Annotated in this window: 15 protein-coding genes and 2 pseudogenes; 4 read left to right on the top strand and 13 right to left on the bottom strand. The window is 72.1% G+C overall.

Going from position 1 to position 16,605, the window contains the following annotated elements; genetic code table 11:
* Nucleotides 1-162: 162 nt before the first annotated feature.
* The 11 genes and pseudogenes from LRS04_RS11395 to LRS04_RS11345 all read right to left on the bottom strand — a co-directional run bounded on the left by LRS04_RS11395 (nt 163) and on the right by LRS04_RS11345 (nt 11,038).
* Complete coding sequence (locus LRS04_RS11395; protein ID WP_257816473.1) at nt 163-618, bottom strand: cytochrome c-type biogenesis protein; 456 nt, start codon at nt 616-618, stop codon at nt 163-165.
* Nucleotides 615-2,617: pseudogene (locus LRS04_RS11390) on the bottom strand (heme lyase CcmF/NrfE family subunit). Before LRS04_RS11390 ends, LRS04_RS11395 begins: the two are co-directional and overlap by 4 nt.
* A complete protein-coding gene (gene ccmE / locus LRS04_RS11385) occupies nt 2,614-3,120 on the bottom strand; it encodes a cytochrome c maturation protein CcmE (RefSeq protein ID WP_257816472.1) in 507 nt (168 codons plus the stop codon). The pseudogene LRS04_RS11390 and the gene ccmE overlap by 4 nt, the downstream one beginning before the upstream one ends.
* Before the next feature lie 13 nt (nt 3,121-3,133).
* Nucleotides 3,134-4,210, bottom strand: a complete 1,077-nt coding sequence (ccmI, locus tag LRS04_RS11380) for a c-type cytochrome biogenesis protein CcmI (protein WP_257816471.1) — start codon at nt 4,208-4,210, stop codon at nt 3,134-3,136.
* Nucleotides 4,211-4,253: 43 nt separating this feature from the next.
* A complete protein-coding gene (locus tag LRS04_RS11375) occupies nt 4,254-5,624 on the bottom strand; it encodes a hypothetical protein (RefSeq protein WP_257816470.1) in 1,371 nt (456 codons plus the stop codon).
* A gap of 75 nt (nt 5,625-5,699) precedes the next feature.
* Nucleotides 5,700-7,112, bottom strand: coding sequence for an ATP-binding protein (locus LRS04_RS11370; protein ID WP_308238122.1), 1,413 nt, complete (start codon nt 7,110-7,112; stop codon nt 5,700-5,702).
* A gap of 10 nt (nt 7,113-7,122) precedes the next feature.
* The gene (locus tag LRS04_RS11365; protein WP_257816469.1) at nt 7,123-7,812 is read right to left on the bottom strand and encodes a response regulator transcription factor; all 690 of its coding nucleotides are present in this window, start codon (nt 7,810-7,812) and stop codon (nt 7,123-7,125) included.
* Nucleotides 7,813-7,839: 27 nt separating this feature from the next.
* Nucleotides 7,840-8,124, bottom strand: a complete 285-nt coding sequence (locus LRS04_RS11360) for a PepSY domain-containing protein (protein ID WP_257816468.1) — start codon at nt 8,122-8,124, stop codon at nt 7,840-7,842.
* Nucleotides 8,125-8,221: 97 nt separating this feature from the next.
* Nucleotides 8,222-9,183 (bottom strand): annotated as a pseudogene (locus LRS04_RS11355) (DnaJ C-terminal domain-containing protein).
* Between the two features lie 105 nt (nt 9,184-9,288).
* Nucleotides 9,289-10,509, bottom strand: coding sequence for an alpha/beta fold hydrolase (locus tag LRS04_RS11350; protein WP_257816467.1), 1,221 nt, complete (start codon nt 10,507-10,509; stop codon nt 9,289-9,291).
* A gap of 64 nt (nt 10,510-10,573) precedes the next feature.
* Nucleotides 10,574-11,038, bottom strand: a complete 465-nt coding sequence (locus tag LRS04_RS11345) for a YcgN family cysteine cluster protein (protein WP_257816466.1) — start codon at nt 11,036-11,038, stop codon at nt 10,574-10,576.
* 84 nt (nt 11,039-11,122) lie between these two features.
* Here LRS04_RS11345 and LRS04_RS11340 point away from each other — a divergent pair, with 84 nt between their 5' ends.
* The 4 genes from LRS04_RS11340 to LRS04_RS11325 all read left to right on the top strand — a co-directional run bounded on the left by LRS04_RS11340 (nt 11,123) and on the right by LRS04_RS11325 (nt 15,908).
* Nucleotides 11,123-12,934: an ABC-F family ATP-binding cassette domain-containing protein gene (locus LRS04_RS11340; RefSeq protein ID WP_257816465.1), complete on the top strand. Its 1,812-nt coding sequence runs from the start codon at nt 11,123-11,125 to the stop codon at nt 12,932-12,934.
* Nucleotides 12,935-13,411: 477 nt separating this feature from the next.
* Nucleotides 13,412-14,407: an ABC transporter substrate-binding protein gene (locus tag LRS04_RS11335; RefSeq protein WP_257816464.1), complete on the top strand. Its 996-nt coding sequence runs from the start codon at nt 13,412-13,414 to the stop codon at nt 14,405-14,407.
* Nucleotides 14,404-15,144 carry an ABC transporter ATP-binding protein gene (locus tag LRS04_RS11330; RefSeq protein WP_257816463.1) on the top strand — a complete coding sequence of 247 codons (741 nt, stop codon included), beginning with the start codon at nt 14,404-14,406 and terminating at the stop codon, nt 15,142-15,144. Before LRS04_RS11335 ends, LRS04_RS11330 begins: the two co-directional genes overlap by 4 nt.
* The gene (locus tag LRS04_RS11325; protein WP_257816462.1) at nt 15,141-15,908 is read left to right on the top strand and encodes an ABC transporter permease; all 768 of its coding nucleotides are present in this window, start codon (nt 15,141-15,143) and stop codon (nt 15,906-15,908) included. Before LRS04_RS11330 ends, LRS04_RS11325 begins: the two co-directional genes overlap by 4 nt.
* On the opposite strand, the gene LRS04_RS11320 is transcribed toward LRS04_RS11325, so the two are convergent.
* Together LRS04_RS11320 and LRS04_RS11315 are read right to left on the bottom strand one after the other, a co-directional pair.
* Nucleotides 15,905-16,135 carry a hypothetical protein gene (locus tag LRS04_RS11320; RefSeq protein WP_257816461.1) on the bottom strand — a complete coding sequence of 77 codons (231 nt, stop codon included), beginning with the start codon at nt 16,133-16,135 and terminating at the stop codon, nt 15,905-15,907. The two genes, LRS04_RS11325 and LRS04_RS11320, sit on opposite strands and share 4 nt — an antisense overlap.
* Nucleotides 16,132-16,584 carry an energy transducer TonB gene (locus LRS04_RS11315; RefSeq protein ID WP_257816460.1) on the bottom strand — a complete coding sequence of 151 codons (453 nt, stop codon included), beginning with the start codon at nt 16,582-16,584 and terminating at the stop codon, nt 16,132-16,134. Before LRS04_RS11315 ends, LRS04_RS11320 begins: the two co-directional genes overlap by 4 nt.
* Between the last annotated feature and the right edge of the window lie 21 nt (nt 16,585-16,605).

The following is a 16,605-nucleotide window of genomic DNA, read 5'->3' as shown; positions in this document are numbered from 1 at the left end:
CCGTCTTCTTCGAGGTCATAAGCCTTCTATTCCCTGTACGGGCCCGCGAGAGTTTCGCCCGTCCGAAAAACCTAGGTTCGATGCACGAGAGTGCAACCGCTCTCAAGTTACATTCAGGTCACCCTGCGCGCGGCATCGCGTCGGATATTTGGCGCAATCGTGTCAGTCTGTTTCGCTCTCCGCCAGCCGGCGCAGACGCTCCGCCTCCCCTTCCGAAAGCTCCAGCTCCGGCGTCCGGTTCCGCAGGCGGACGAAGAGCAGGCCGGCGCCCAGCAGGACAATCAGGAAAGGCCCTATCCAGAGCGCAAGATTGCCCGCGTTGAACGCCGGCGTCAGCAAGACGAACTCGCCGTAGCGGTCGGTGAGATAGGCCTTGATCTGGTCCTCGGTGCGGCCCGCGCTCACCTGCTCGCGGACGAGGCGGCGGAGATCCTGGGCGAGCTCGGCGTCCGAGTCGTCGATCGACTCGTTCTGGCAGACCATGCAGCGGACCTCGCGGAAGATCTCCCGGGCGCGGGCCTCCTGGGCCGGGTCCGCCAGGCGCTCGGCCGGGTCGGAGGCCGCGGCCACGCAGAGCACGGCGGCCGCCGCGGCGAGGAGCGCGCGGAGCCGCCTCATGCCGGCTGCTCCTGCGGGGCCGGCTGGGCCTGCGGCTGCTCGCGCCGGCGGCCGACGCCGAGCCGCAGGCGGCGGTCGGACAGGGAGACGAGGCCGCCCAGGGCCATGATCGCCGGGCCGATGAAGATCAGGCTGGCCCAGGGGTTCCAGTAGGCGCGGACCAGCCAGACGGGCTCGGGCCCGCCCTCGCGGCGTTCCCCCAGCACGACATAGACGTGGCTCATGCCCTGGTAGCAGATGCCGACCTCCGACGTGGTCTGGCCGCCGGCCGGATAGAACCGGCGCTCGGGCGATGGCGCGCAGATCGGCCGGCCGTTGCGGGTGACGGCGAGCTGGGCGCGCTCGGCGTCGTAATTGGGGCCTTCCACCGCCTGGATGTCCTGCAGGACCACATGGTAGGCGCCGGCGTCGAGCGCGCCGCCGAGCGGCAGGGTATCGGCCGCCTCCACCTTCCAGGTGGTCTCGAAGACCGCGCCCAGCACGAAGACGCCCAAGCCCAGGTGGGCGAGCGTCATGCCCCAGGCGCCGCGCGGCAGGCCGGTGAGGCGGCGCAGGCTCTCCGCCGCGGGGGCCCGGAAGGCGCGGACCCGCTCGAGGATCTCGGCCACGGAGCCGGCGATCAGCCAGACGCCGAGCGCCACGCCGGCCGCCCCCAGCCGTGCCTCGGGCTGACAAGCGCGATGGTGGCGACGCCGGCGGCGAGCGCGATGAGCGCGGCGATCCAGAGCCGTTGCAGCACGCCCTGCGCGTCGCCGCGCTTCCAGGCGAGCAGCGGGCCGGCCGGCAAGAGGATCATCAGCGCGGCCATCAGCGGCGTGAAGGTCAGGTTGAAATAGGGCGGGCCGACCGAGATCGCCTCGCCCGTGGCCGCTTCCCGGATCAGCGGGAAGAGGGTGCCCAGCAGCACGGTGGCGGTGGCGGCGGCCAGCAGGATGTTGTTGAGGACGAGCGCGCTCTCGCGGCTGACGGGCGCGAAGACGCCGCCCTGGGCCAGGCTCGGCGCGCGCCACGCGAAGAGGAGGAAACCGGCGCCTGTGCTGACGCCCAGGATCATCAGCAGGAGCACGCCGCGGGTGGGGTCGACGGCGAAGGCGTGGACCGAGGTCAGGACGCCTGAACGGACCAGGAAGGCGCCCAGCATGGAGAAGGAGAAGGCGGCGAGCGCCAGGAAGACCGACCAGCCCGGCAGCGCGCCGCGCTTCTCGGTGACGATCGCCGAGTGCAGCAGGGCGGTGGCCACCAGCCAGGGCATGAAGGAGGCGTTCTCGACGGGGTCCCAGAACCACCAGCCGCCCCAGCCGAGCTCGTAGTAGGCCCAGAAGGCGCCCAGCGCGATGCCGGCGGTGAGCATGCTCCAGGCGGCCAGCGCCCAGGGCCGGACCCAGCGGGCCCAGGCGGCGTCGACGCGGCCCTCGACCAGGGCGGCGATGGCCAGCGAGAAGACCACGCTGAGGCCGACATAGCCCGCGTAGAGGAACGGCGGGTGGAAGGCGAGCGCCGGGTCCTGCAGCAGCGGGTTCAGCGAGCGGCCCTCGACCGGCGCCGGGTTCAGGCGGGCGAGCGGGTTGGAGGCGAAGACGGTGTAGGCCAGGAAGAGCACGCCGATCAGGCCCTGGGTCGCGACGGCGACGGTCCGGAGACCCTGGGGCAGGGTTCGGCCGAGGATCGCCGCGGCGGCGCCGTAGCCGGTGAGCGCCAGGCACCATAGCAGCATGGAGCCCTCATGGCTGCCCCAGGTCCCGGCCACCCGGTAGAGCAGCGGCTTTTCGCTGTGGGAGTTGGCGGTGACGTTGGCGACCGAGAAGTCGGAGCCGACGAAGGCGTGCATGAGTGCGGCGAAGGCCACGGCGACGCCCAGGAAGGCGACGAGGGCCGCCCCCTCCCCGGCCGCGGCCAGCACCGGCGAGCGGCGGATGCGCGCGACGATCGAGAGGCCGGACTGGGCCACCGAGGCGGCCAGCGCCAGGATGAGCGCGAAGGCGCCGATCTCGGCGATCATAGGGCGTTGCTCTTCGCGGGCTGGATGGGCGCGTCGTGCATGGGCTTGCCGCCCTCGCCGTACCACTCGCCCTGTTCCTTGAGGGCCTTGGAGACCTCGCGGGGCATGTAGCGCTCGTCGTGCTTGGCCAGCACCCGCTTGGCCTCGAAGACGCCGTCCTCGCGGAAGGCGCCGACGGCGACCACGCCCTGGCCCTCGCGGAACAGGTCCGGCAGGTCGCCCTGGAAGACCACCTTGTCCACCGCACCCTGGTCCTGGACCGTGAACTCCACCCGACCGTCGGCGTGCTTGACCACCGACCCCTCGGCGACAAGGCCGCCGAGCTGGATCGCGCGGCCCGGCGGCGGCTTGGCGGCCTCGGCCTGGGTGGGCGTGTAGAAGAACGAGATCGAGTCCCGGAGGCCCCAGAGCGTCAGGCCGACGGCCAGGGCCAGCACCGGCGCGATGGCGGCCAGGAGGGTCAGGCGGCGGCGCGCCTTCGGGGACTTGGGAAGCCAGCTCATGGGGGCAGGAAACTCATCGCATGGGCTCCGCCCGCGCGGCCTGCGCGAGCTGGTTCAGGATCTCGGGCCTTCCGGCGTAGCGCGCCCGGGCGTCCGCCAAGGCGGCGTCACGCTGGGCGGTCTCGCCCAGGACCGCGTAGGCGCGGACCAGGCGCACCCAGCCCTCGGGGTCGTCGGGATCGGTCTTCAGCCGCGCGGCCAGGCCGTCGACCATGCCGCGGATGGCGGCCATCTGGTCGCCCTGGATGGAAGGTTCGGCCGGCAGGTCCTCGGCTTCGGCGATGGCGCGGCGCAGCACCTCGGCGCGGGGGTCGTCGGCGGGCAGTTCGCCCAGCAGGCCGCGCCAGGTGGCGATGCCGCCCGGCCGGTCGCCGGCGAGGATCTGCTGGCGGGCCAGGTAGAAGCGCGGTTCGATCAGCTTCGGGTCGCGCTTCAGGGCTTCCTGGAAGGCGGCCTGGGCGGCCTCGTCGATCTCGCCCGCCTGGGTGGCGTAGGCCTCGCCGAGCAGGGCCCAGAGGTCGGCGCGCTCGGGCGCGATCGCGGTGGCGCGGCGCAGGGCGCGGACGGCGGCGGCGGGGTTGTTGGCGCTCTGCTCGACCATGGCCAGCAGGCGGAAGAGCTCGGGGTCCTCGCGGCGCTCGCGCCTCAGGCGGTTCAGCACCGCGGCGATCTCGGCCGGCTGCAGGGTGGCGAGCTCGGCGTTGCGCCAGGTCTCCAGACGCTTCGCAAACGGCTGGTCCGGCAGGCCGGGCGAGCCCAGGCCGATGTAGAGGCCAAGCGCCAGGGCCGGCACGAGGGTGGCGGCGAGGAGCACCGGCGTGCGGCTCGCCCCGTCCGCCTTCCAGACGGCGGCCGGCTGATCGGCGGCGGCCAGCAGGCGGCGGGCGGCCTCGGCGCGGGCGCCCTTGCGCTCCGCATCGGCGATCAGGCCACGGTCGGCGAGGTCGTCGATCTCCGCCAACTGGCGGCGATAGAGGATGGGAGTCGGGTCCGGCGCCTCGCCCTGCGAGGCGGCCTTGGCGGCCCGGAAGAGGATGAGGCCGGCCGCGGCGGCGGAGAGAACGCCCGCGACCGCCCAGAACGCGATCATGCGGCGCGTTTAGCCGAAACCGAAAGCGAGCGCGAGAGGGCGATCAGCCGCCGGTGGCGGTCTGCTTCGGCGCTTCGCAGGCCGCGGCGCGGCGGCGAACCAGGTCGGCGGCCTTCTCGTCGCGGACCAGGATCGAGAACTCCACGACCACCGCCAGGTGCTCGCGGGCCACGGCCTCGTTCTCGCAGTCGCCGGTCTTGATCAGGTCCAGCGTCTCCTCGACGTAGTGGTCGAGCATGTCGCCAACCTTGTCGAGCATCCGGCTGCGGGCGGAGGCGAAGCCGCCATAGTTGGCGCTGGAGCGGATCTCGCGGGCGAAGTGCAGCAGGGTGATGGCCCGGCGCACGGCCTTCTCGTCCGGCGGCAGGGTGTGGCGCGGGATCATCCGGCGGATGCGGCGCAGGCGGGCCGGCTGCATCGGCAGGGCGAGGCTTGCGTACTTGTCGGCCTCGCGGATGCGGCCCTCGACGACGCTGGCGAGCGCGGCCTTCTGCTTGAAGAGGCGGTGCCCCCAGCCCTGCTCGCGCTCGATGGCGATGCAGGTCTCGATCTCGGCGATCTGCAGGGTGATCTGCTCGACCAGCTTGGCGGCCTCGCGGGCCACCGGCTCGCCGCCGTCGGCGTCGATGGTCTGGATGGTCCGCAGCCCCTCGTCGATGTCGTCCATCAGGCGCTCTGCGAAGGCGCCGAACTCGCTCTGGGCCAGGTAACGCTCGGTGGGCTTGTCCATGACCGCCGAGATGATGCGCAGCACCATCCAGGGGCTGGGCAACTGGGCGGCCAGCATCTCGAAGAACGTCGGGCCGGCGTCGTCGGAGACCTGGCAGGCGTCGCGGTAGGCGAGCCGGGCGGCCGCGGTGGTGTCGTCGCCGAAGTGGGCGGTCCATTCCGGCAGCCGGTGCGCCGCGCGGCGCACCACGGGGGCGAGGTCGAGGCAGGTCTGGAAGGCCTGGCCGCCGCCGGGGCGGGCGCCTTCGCAGAGCGTCTTGACCAGCATGAACTCGCGCGGCTCGCCGGCGCGGACCGCGTCTGCGGCGCGCTGCACCAGGGCGTCGAAGGGCGCGTTGGAGCTCTCGCCGGGGCGGTAGTCGTAGAGCGCCCTGGCGGCCGCGTCGACGCCGGCCGGGTCGAGGGCCTTCAGGCCCTTCCACAGGTAGCCCAGCGCGATCGACGGGAAATGTAGGCCGTGCGGGTCCGTGCCGTGACCCACGCACATGGGGACGATCGGCTGAAGGATGACGTTGCGCAGGCGCCGTTCAGCGGCCTCGGCCTCCACCAGCTTGCGCACATTGGCCAGGGGTGAATCGCCCATGTGGTCGGCGAGCGCCGCCTGCAGCCCGCCCACGACCTTGTCGGGCGCTGCCGCGACGAGGCCTTTCACGAGGGCGATCTTGCGCTCCGACAGAGCGACCATGCACGGCTCCAGGGGTGCGGACACGCGACCGCACGGGCTGCAGCATCCCTCCAGCCGGTTAAGGCTTTCCAAAAGTTAGGGAAAACACCGCGATAACCTTGAATTCAGGCCGCCGCCATCGGCAGGACGACCGAGAGTTGCAGGCCTCCCAGGGGACTGTCGCCAAGGTCGAGCGCGCCCCCCGTAGGCGCGGGCCAGTTCGTCGACGATGGACAGCCCGAGCCCCGAGCCCGGCGCGCTCTCGTCCAGGCGGGCGCCCCGGCGGATCACCGTCTCGCGTTCCTCGGCCGTGAGGCCCGGCCCGTCGTCCTCGACGGTGAGGCGGAAGCGCTCGGCGGTCGTGGCCGCCGCGCGGACGCGGACCCGGGCGCGGCCGAACTTGCAGGCGTTCTCCATGGCGTTGCCGGCGATCTCCATGAGGTCCTGGCGCTCGCCGAGGAAGAAGAGCTCGTCCGGCGCGTCCCAGTCGATCTCCACGCCCTTGTCGCGGAAGATGCGCTCGAGCGTGCGGGCCAGTTCGTCGAGCACCTCGGCGACGGAGGTCCGCTCGCCCTGGCCCTGGCTGCGGGCGGCGGCGCGGGCCCGGCGCAGGTGGTGGTCGACCTGCTGGCGCATGGTCTCGGCCTGGCGGGCGACGACCTCGGCGAGCGGCCCGGGACGCTGGCCGGCCTCGGTGAGCATGACCGAGATCGGGGTCTTCAGCGCATGGGCGAGGTTGCCCACGTGGGTCCGCTGGCGTTCCACGACCTCCTGGTTGTGGGCCAGCAGCGCGTTGAGCTCGTCGGAGAGCGGCACCAGCTCGGTAGGATAGACCTGCTGCAGGCGCTCGGCCTTGCCCCGGCGGACGGCGGCCACCTCGTTCTGCAGGGCGAAGACCGGACGCAGGCCGACACGGACCTGGATGATGATGGCCGCGACCAGCCCGCCGCCCAGCAGCAGGAAGGCGCCGGCCGTCCAGGCGGCGAAGTTCAGCACGTCGCGGTCGATGGAGCTGCGGTCCTCGGCGGCCAGGAAGACCACCGGCACGCCCCGCAGCTCGGCGTAGCGGGCGCGGGCCCGCAGCGGCTCGTCGAGCGGCCCGCGGGTGTCGTAGGCGATGGGCTCGGACGGACGGGCCTTCAGCCGGGCCACGAGGTCCGGCGGCGAACGCAGTTCGGAATCGAATAGCGAATAGGAGCGCACCAGAGGCTGCACCCGGCCGTCGGCGGTGGGGGCGGCGATGGTCCAGTAGCGGCCGGAATAGGCGCGCAGCGCGCGTTCGTCGGTGAGCGCCGGGGCGAACACCTGACCGGCCTCGACCGTGGAATTGGAGAGCAGGTTGTCGATCAGCTCGCCCAGCGTCTGGTCGACGCGGCGCTCGGCGGCCTGGCGGAAGAGGAGCGCCAGCACCACCGCGGAGATCACCAGGGCGGCCAGGCTCCAGCCGAAGGCGAGCAGGACGAGCCTGCGCGCGAGCGACGGCCTGGCGAGCGCCCCGGCGAGGTTCACCGGGCGGGCGTCACGAACTGGCGGCCTGGCCCACCTCGTCCTCGGGGCAGGTCAGGCGGTAGCCGAGGCCGCGGACGGTCTCGATGCGGTCGGCGCCGATCTTCTTGCGGACCCGGCCGATGAACACCTCGATGGTGTTCGAGTCGCGGTCGAAGTCCTGGTCGTAGAGGTGCTCGACGAGCTCGGTGCGGCTGATCACCCGGCCCTGGTGCATCATCAGATAGTGCAGCAGGCGGTACTCCAGCGAGGTGAGCCGCAGCGGCTCGCCGTTGACGCTGGCGCGGGCCGCGCGGGGGTCGAGGCGCAGGCCGCCGCAGGCGAGGTTCGGGGTCGCATGGCCGGCCGAGCGGCGCAGCAGGGCGCGCAGGCGGGCCAGCAGTTCCTCGGTGTGGAACGGCTTGGTCAGGTAGTCGTCGGCCCCGGCGTCGAAGCCCGCGACCTTCTCGCTCCAGGCCCCGCGGGCGGTGAGGATAAGCACGGGCGTGGCCATGTTCTCCCGCCGCCAGCGCTCCAGCACCGAGACGCCGTCGACCTTGGGCAACCCCAAATCGAGGATGATCGCGTCGTAGGGCTCGTTCTCGCCCAGGTACTGGGCTTCCTCGCCGTCGGGGGCATGGTCCACGGCATAGCCGGCGTCGGCCAGCGCCAGCTTGAGCTGGCGCGACAGGTCCGGGTCGTCTTCAACAAGCAGGATGCGCAAGGCTCGCGTCCCTTCCAATCCTTCGGGCTACTGGCGGCCGACGATCCGGCCGGTCTGGGCGTCCACCACGATGACCATCACGCGGCCGTCGGGCGTCTGCCACTGGACGAAATAGGCCGGGCGTCCGCCGGCGTCGCCCATGGTGGTGTTCAGGTGCCGGCCAGGCATCTGCTGGCCGATCGTCTCCAGAACGCGCGGCAGCGGCACAAGGCGCCCGTTCTGGACGGGCACGATGCGCGCAGCCTGGGCCTCGGCCGCGACGGGCGCGGCGAAGGCGCCCAGCAGGGCGGCGATCACGAGAAGACGTTTCATAGCCCCAGATCTAGCCGGCCAGGACTGAACCGGGCCTGAATAGTGGGTTTATGTCGTGGCTGCGACCGCCTGTCACGGACGCATTCGGGCGTGCGGCTCAGGTGCGGCGCTTCGGCGTGTAGGGCCGCTTGGCCCGCCAGGTCTCGGCGATCTGCTCCAGCTCCGCATCGACGGTGTCGGGCAGGGTCACCACGAGGCGTGCGAAGAGGTCGCCGCGGTGGCCCTTGGCGTCGGAGAGGCCGCGGCCCTTCAGGCGCAGCTTGGCGCCGGTGTTGGCGCCCTTGGGGATGGTCAGCGAGACCGTGCCGTCGGGCGTCGGCGCCTCCACCTTGCCGCCGAGGACGGCGTCGTAGACCGTCACCGGCACGTCGACGACCAGCACCTCCCCTTCCCGCCTGAAGACCGGGTGCGGCTGGATCGAGAGCTCGATGAAGGCGTCGCCGGGCCCGGCGCGGCCGGGCGCGCCCTGGCCCTTCAGCCGCAGCGTCTGGCCGTCCTGGGCCCTTTGGGGATGGTGACGTCGATGGTCCGGCCGTCGGAGAAGGCGACCCGGCGCTTGCCGCCGCGGATGGCGTCCAGCAGGTCGACCTCGAGCTTGGCCCGGATGTCCGCGCCGCGCTGGGAGAAGCCGCCGAAGCCGCCCCCCGCGCCGCCGCGGCCGGCCCGGCCGCCGCCGAACATCTCGCCCAGGATGTCGCCAAGGTCCGCGCCCTCGAAGCTCTCCGACTGGTAGGAGCCGCCGCGGCGCTGCTGGAAGCCGCCGTCGCCCCAGGGTCCGCCGCTGCCGCCGCCGCCGCCCCAAGGCCCACCGCCGGCGAAGCCGCGCGCGGTCTCCCGGCCGTCGGCGTCGATCTCGCCGGCGTCGAACTTCTTCTTCTTCGCCGGGTCGCCGACGATATCGAAGGCGGCGGAGACGCGCTTGAAGCGCTCCTCGGCCTCCTTGTTGCCGGGATTGGTGTCCGGGTGGTTCTGCTTGGCGAGCTTGCGGAACGCCTTGCGGATCTCGTCCGCGCTCGCGCTCCGGGAGACACCCAGTTCCTGATAGGGGTCGCGCGCCAAACCTTCAGCCTCTGCCCACATTCGATAAGACCTTTGGCTTGTAGATTGGTCCGCGGCCGGATGCACGCAAGGGCGCGTGTGTCATTTTGGCCACAGGCCCGAGACCTACGGCGCCAGGATGGGTCCGTGCGGGTCCTGGAACGGCCGCCGCTCCGCCTCGGCGGGAGCACCATCGTACGGCCGCGGGGCGGCGTCGGCCGGGCGGGCCCCGCGGGTGAACACCGTGTCGGCGAAGCGCTCGATGGCGCTGTTGTAGGCGTGCGCCAACTCCAGCGGGCCCAGGTGGCCGGCGTCGGTCACATGGTCGGGCGTAGCGTCGGGCATGCGCCGCGCGATGGTCTCGCCAGCCTCGGGCACGGTGACGATGTCCGATCCGCCGATGAACACCAGCGCCGGGACCCGCAGCGAGGCCAGGTCCTCGGTGACCGACCAGTCCATCATGGCGAGGTTGCCGCGCGCCTGGACGGCGGGCGAGTTGCGGGTGACGGCGCGGGACACCTGCTCCAGCTGGGCCCTTGTGGGCGTCGTGCCGAAGCCGCCGAGGCGCATGGCCAGGTGCGTCGAGCCCGACAGATAGCTCTGCCAGTTCATGAGCCACACCAGGGGCTGAAGGAAGATGTCGAGGCGCATCACCAGCCGCACCAGCGGCTCGAAAACCACCAGCCCGCGCCCGAGGATGGTGGTCTTCATCGGATCCGTGTGGGTGGTGTTCTCCAGTACGACGCCGAGGACCTGCCGGCCGAGCATCTCCGGATGGCGCCGGCAGAACGTCTGCACGATCATTCCGCCGATGGAGTGGCCGACCAGTATCACCTTGCGGGGGCAGGCTTCCGCGATCAGCGGCGTCAGGTCTTCCGCCATGCGCTCGATGCTGTAGCGCCGGTCGCGGTAGGGCTTGGAGCGGCCGAGGCCCGGCAGGTCGTAGGTGACCACCTGGTAGCGGTCGGCGAGCGCGCGGCGCGCCTCCCACCAGACGCCGGAGTCGAGGCCCCAGCCGTGGACGAAGATCAGTACGGGCGCATCGGCCGGGCCGCTGCGCTCCACGTACAGCCGCGCCCCATCGGGCGTCTCCACGAGGTGGCCGGGGTCGCGCCGCAGGCGGCCCCAGTCGTCGCCGGCCTCGCCGAGCAGCAGGGCCGTTGGCAGGCGGCCGAGCAGGGCGACGGCCAGCAGGGCGCCGCCGGTCCAGAGCCGCCAGTCCTGGGCGTCGACGTCATCGCCGAGAATCTCGCGGACCTCGAACCACGACCAGATCAGCGTCCCGCCCAGGGCAAGGACGGCCAGCGAAGCGAGCGCCGCAACGCGCTGATAGATGGCAAGCAGCATATCCGGCACTCCCACGCCAGGGCAGGGAATAGCGGGTGGGTCCGGAGGTTCCCCGCCTTATCCTTTAGTCCCGCCCGCGCTCGTCCAGCAGGTCGTAGGCGGCGAAGTCCAGCGCGTCCTCGGGGTCGGCCAGCGCCGCCTCGTTGATGGTCTGGCCGCGGATCGAGACCCCGGCGCGGTGCACGCTCTCCGGGTCGCCGGAGACCAGCGGATGCCAGTCGGCGAGGTCGCGGCCTTCGTGCAGGCGGCGGTAGGCGCAGCTCTTCGGCATCCACTCCAGCGCCTCGATGTTGTGCGGCGTGAGCTTGATGCAGTCGGGCACGTGCTGCTTGCGGTTCGGATAGTCGGTGCAGGCGCAGCGGTCAGCGTCGAACAGCTTGCAGTGGACGCGGGTGGGGATGATCTCCGCCGTCTCCTCGTCCTCGAAACGCACCAGGCAGCACAGGCCGCAGCCGTCGCAGAGGCTCTCCCACTCCGCCACGGTCATCTGCTGCAGGGTCTTGCGGCGCCAGAAGGGTTCACGCGGCATCGGCGCCATCTAGACCCTCGCGGCCGCCGGCCCAACCCCTTGCGTCGGATGACGCGCCTTTCCGCGGCGCCCGCGACCCTCTATGTGAGCGCCCCCATGAGAGCTCCGATCCTCGCCCTGAAGGACGTCCGGCTGGCCGACGGTCCGGTGATGCTGTTCGACGGCGTCGACATCGGCCTGGAGCCGCGGGTGCGCGCCTGCCTGGTCGGGCGGAACGGGGCGGGCAAGTCGACCCTGCTGCGCGTCATCGCCGGCGAGATCCAGGCCGACAGCGGCGAGCGGACGATCACGCCGGGCACAAAGATCGCCTTCGTGCCGCAGGAGCCGCAGATCACCGGCGCGACGCTGCTGGACTACGCCACGGCCGGCGGCGCCGAGACGCACCGGGCGGAGGACGAGCTTGCGACCTTCGGCCTCGATCCCGCGAAGCCGGCCAGCGGGCTCTCCGGCGGCGAGATCCGCCGCGCGGCGCTCGCCAAGGCGTTCGCCGAGGACGCCGACGTCCTGCTGCTCGACGAGCCGACCAACCACCTGGACATCCTGGCGATCGAGACCCTGGAGGCCGAGCTCGCCGAGAGCCGCGCCGCCGTCCTGATCATCAGTCACGACCGGGCTTTCCTGCAGCGGACCACGAAGCGCTGCTTCTGGCTGGAGCACCGGCAGGTCCGCCGCCTGGACGAGGGCTTCGCGGCCTTCGACGCCTGGGCCGAGAAGATCGAGGCGCAGGACGCCGAGGAAGCCCGCCGGCTTGACGTCACGATCAAGAAGGAGATGCACTGGCTGGCGCGCGGCGTGACCGCGCGGCGGACCCGCAACGAGGGGCGGCTGCGGAAGCTGAACGACATGCGCGCGGCCAAGAGCGCGTGGATGCGGGAGCAGCGCGGCCAGCTCAACATGGGTCTGGCGACCGCGGGCGTCTCCGGCCAGCGGGTCGCCGAGGCCAAGGGCGTCTCCAAGGCGTTCGGCGAGCGCACGATCCTGAAGCCGTTCTCGACCCGTATCATCCGCGGCGACCGGGTGGCGATCGTCGGGCCGAACGGGGCGGGCAAGACGACGCTGGTGAAGCTGCTGCTGGGCGAGCTCGCGCCGGACACCGGCTCGGTGAAGCTCGGGACCAACCTGGAGATCGCCTACATCGACCAGAGCCGCGCGGCGCTGAGGCCCGAGATGACCCTGAAGGACGTGCTGACGCCCGACGGCGGCGACCAGGTGATGGTCCGCGGCCGGCCCATGCACTACGCGGGCTATGCGAAGGACTTCCTGTTCCGCGAGGCCCAGCTCCGCCAGCCGGTGCGGAGCCTGTCGGGCGGTGAGCGCAACCGCCTACTGCTGGCCCGCGCGCTCGCCCAGCCCTCGAACGTCCTGGTGCTGGACGAGCCCACCAACGACCTCGACATGGACACGCTGGATCTCCTGGAGGACCTGCTGGCCGACTACGAGGGGACGCTGATCCTGGTCAGCCACGACCGGGACTTCATCGACCGGCTGGCCACCTCGACCATCGGCCTGGACGGAACGGGACGCGCGGTCGAGACGCCGGGCGGCTGGCAGGACTTCATCGACCAGAACCCGGGCTTCTTCGGGCGGAAGGGGGCGGCGCCGGCGCCGAAGGCCGCGGCGAAGGCGAAGCCCGCCGCCCCGCCGCCGGCGGCGGCCAAGCTGAGCTTCAAGGAACAGCGCCGGCTGGCGGAGCTGGACGCCCTGATCCACGAGCTGCCGCAGAAGATGGCGGTGCTGGAGCAGGGCCTGTCGGACCCGGACCTCTACGCCAAGGACCCGTCGGCCTTCGACCGCTACTCCCGCGCCCTGGACGCCGCGCGGGCCCAGCTTTCGGCGGCGGAGGAGGAGTGGCTGGCGCTCGAAGAACGGCGTGAGGCGCTGGAAGCCGGGCGGTAGACCGGCGGGCGGCTTTCCTGTGGAAAACCCAAGCTTTTGAATTCGCTAGCGGACTGGTTAGCCGCGCAACGATTGTTAACAGTTTACTCACAGAAGAGTGACGCCTTGCGCACATCGGGGCGCTTTCGGGCGCTTGCCTCATACCGGGTTCAGGCGCACCGTCAACTCGTCGAGAGGGACTGCGGCGCGGAGCGGAACGGGCGACCGGAAAGCTCAAACGAGCAGGAGGCTTCTTCTGACGCAAGGGACCGGGGCAACCCGGGACCAGCCTCGGAAGCGGCAACGACGCGGCGGAAAACCAGCGGGGCGACCCGCAAACCGAAACCGCCTCGACCTTGAGACTCAGATCCCCCAACGGATCTGGATAGGAGGAGCGACGCCTCGGGCAACCGAAGCGCCGCCCTCTTGCTATGGGGGCTTGGCCAGACGTGGCGCCACGCCCTAGGTTCCCCCGAGCCATAGGTCGGGGACATCTCCATGAAAGCTCTGCGCCTGCTCGCCGTCGCCCTGGCCGCGATCGTGGCGGCCTGCTCGCCGGCGACGAAGGACGAGGCCGCCTCCGGCCAGCCTGAGCGCACGACGATCCGCTTCGCCACCGACTGGCGGGCCCAGGCCGAGCATGGCGGCTTCTACCAGGCGCTGGCGTCGGGCGAATACGCCCGGCGCGGGCTCGACGTGACCATCGTCCAGGGCGGGCCGGGGGTGAACGTGCCGCAGCTCCTGGCGGCCGGCGCGGTCGAGCTCGGTATGGGCTCGAACAGCTTCATCGTCATGAACCTCGCCCAGGAGGGCGTGCCGGTGAAGGCGGTGGCGGCCTACATGCAGAAGGACCCGCAGGTCCTGATCGCCCACCCCGACCCGGCGGTGAAGTCCATCGCCGACCTGAAGGGCCGGCCGATCCTGCTCTCCGACGCCTCGGTGACGGCCTTCTGGGTCTGGCTGAAGGCCAAGTACGGGTTCACCGACGACCAGGTGCGCAAGTACACCTTCAATTCCGCGCCGTTCCTGGCCGACAGGCGCGCCGTGCAGCAGGGCTATGCGACCAGCGAGCCCTACACCATCGAGAAGCAGGCGGGCTTCAAGCCGACGGTCTTCCTGCTCGCCGACGAGGGCTACCCCGGCTACGCCACCATGGTGCTGGCGTCCGACAGCCTGATCGCGAAGAACCCGGCCGCGGTGCAGGCCTTCGTGGAGGCGACCGCGAAAGGCTGGGACGACTATCTGAACGGCGACCCGAGCGCCGCCGACGCCCTGATCCGTAAGGACAATCCGGAGATGACCCAGGACGTCCTCGACCAGGCCCGCGCCAAGCTGAAGAGCTACCGGATCGTCGCCGGCGACGAGGGCCTGCCGACGGGCGCCATGACCGATGCGCGCTGGAAGGCCTTCTTCGACGTGGCGAGCGGCCAGGGCGTCTATCCGACGACGCTGGACTACCGGCGCGCCTATATCCTGCAGTTCGCGCCCAAGTGAGCGTCGCCGCTCTCCGGCAGGTCGAGGTCGACTACGCCGGGCGCGGCAAGGCGCTCGGACCGTTCAGCCTCGACATCGGCGCGGGGGAGATCGTCGCGCTCGTTGGGCCCTCGGGCTGCGGCAAATCGACGGCGCTGCGGCTGCTGGCCGGGCTGGAAGCCCCGACGCGGGGCGAGGTCGCGCGCACGCCGGGCCGGGGCGAGACGGCGGTGGTCTTCCAGGCGCCGACGCTGGCGCCCTGGCTGTCGGCGCGGGCCAACGTCGCCCTGCCGCTGGAACTGGCGGGCGTCGGCCGGCGCGAGGCGGCGGCGCGGGCCGAGGCCGCGCTGGCGCGCGTGGGCCTGGGCGCGGCGGCGGACGCCCGGCCGGCGCAGCTCTCGGGCGGCATGGCCATGCGGGTGTCGCTGGCCCGCGCCCTCGTCACCGAGCCGAAGCTTCTCCTGCTCGACGAACCGTTCGCGGCGCTGGACGAGATCACCCGGCGCGCCCTGGCCGACGACGTGCTGGCGCTCTGGGCGCAGGCGAAGCCGGCCATCGTCTTCGTGACCCACAACGTCGAGGAGGCCGCCTACATGGCCGACCGCGTGGCGGTGATGACCCGTGGGCCGGGCCGGATCGCTGGCGAGGCGAAGGTGGCGGGCCCCCTGCCCCGTCCGACCGGCTTCCGCACCGCCGCAGCGTTCCGCGACACGGTCGAGGCGGTCTCGGGCCTGCTCGGCCAGGGGATGGCGGCGTGAGGCGGCTCGCGGCGATCGCGGCGCCCGTGGCGCTGATCGTGCTGCTGCTGGCGGCCTGGGAGATCGCCTGCCGGGCGTTGGCCGTGCCGGCCTATTTCCTGCCCACGCCGTCGGCGATCGGACAGGCGTTGATCGCCGACTGGCCGACCCTGCTGGCCTCGGCGTGGGCGACGCTGCGGATGGCGCTGATGGCGCTGGTCGTCGCCAGCCTGATCGCCCAGGGCGTAGCGCTGGCCGTGGCCCTGTCGCCCACCGCCGAGCGGGCGGTGCGGCCCCTGGCCGTGGTGCTGCAGGTGACGCCGGTCGTCGCCATCGCGCCGCTGGTGCTGATCTGGGCCGGCATCGACCACCCGACCCGGGCGATCGTGGCGCTGGCGGCCATCGTCGCCTTCTTCCCGATCTTCTCCGGCGCGCTCACCGGGTTGAAGTCGGCGGACCCGGACCTGGAGCGGCTCTTCGACCTCTACGGCGCGAGCCGGGGCCAGCGGCTCGTGCGGCTCCGCCTGCCGTCGGCCGTGCCGTTCCTGCTGGAGGGCCACAAGGTGGCCGCGGGCCTGGCGGTGATCGGGGCCGTGGTCGCCGAGTTCGTGGCCGGCTCCGGCGGCGCCCAGGGGCTGGCGTGGCGGATCCTGGAGGCCGGCAACCGCCTGCAGACGGCGAAGATGTTCGCCGCCCTCGTGGTGCTGGGGCTGATGGGCGCCCTGCTCCACGCCCTGCTGGAGGCCGGCGAGAAGGCCGGCCTGCGCTGGTGGCGCGGGCGCTAGCGCGCGGCCTGGACCTGCTTCAGCTCGTAGCGGATCGGCACCCGGACCTTGGCGCCGTAGGTCGGCTGGCCGTCCGCGGACCAGGCGCCGACCCGGAACTTCGGCATCAGCGCCAGCGCCGCCTGGCCATAGCCCTGGCCGGCCGGTTCCTCGCGGTCGAGCGCGCAGTCGGTGAGCGCCCCGCCCTCCTGGGCGGTGCAGATGTAGGCCACCCGGATGCTGTTCACGCCGTTCTCGGTCTTCGGCAGCGCCGTCTGGAAGTCGGAGGTCGCCGGGATCTCGATCCATGACGGGTTGAGGACCGTGATCTGGCCGCCGCGGAGCAGCTCCACGGGGAAGGCGACGGAATCTCCACCTCGGAGCCCTTCACCAGCTTCTCTTGCGGCGCGGCGACTAGATAGGCTTCGGCGATCTTGCGGGCGGCGGTGCCGAAGCCGAGGTTGGCCGGCTCTTCGTGGGTGGCGGTGCAGTCGCGAGGCTGCAGGGCGCGGGTGAGCGTGCAGGACAGCAGCACCATCCCGCCGACGCCGGCGGCCTTGGCGCGCGGCGGATAGGCGGCGGCGATCTCGGCCGCGGTGGGGACTTTCGACCAACCGGCGACGGCCACCTGGGCCGAGGCGGAGGTGGCGGCGGCTGCGGCCAGGACGGCGAGCGCGGCGGTGAGCTTCAGGGTCATGACGATCCTCCCGAGGCGGAG

This window comes from Phenylobacterium sp. J367 (assembly GCF_024699985.1).
Lineage (GTDB): Bacteria > Pseudomonadota > Alphaproteobacteria > Caulobacterales > Caulobacteraceae > Phenylobacterium.
Note: the sequence above shows the minus strand (reverse complement) of the source record. Positions and strands in the feature narration are given on the sequence as shown.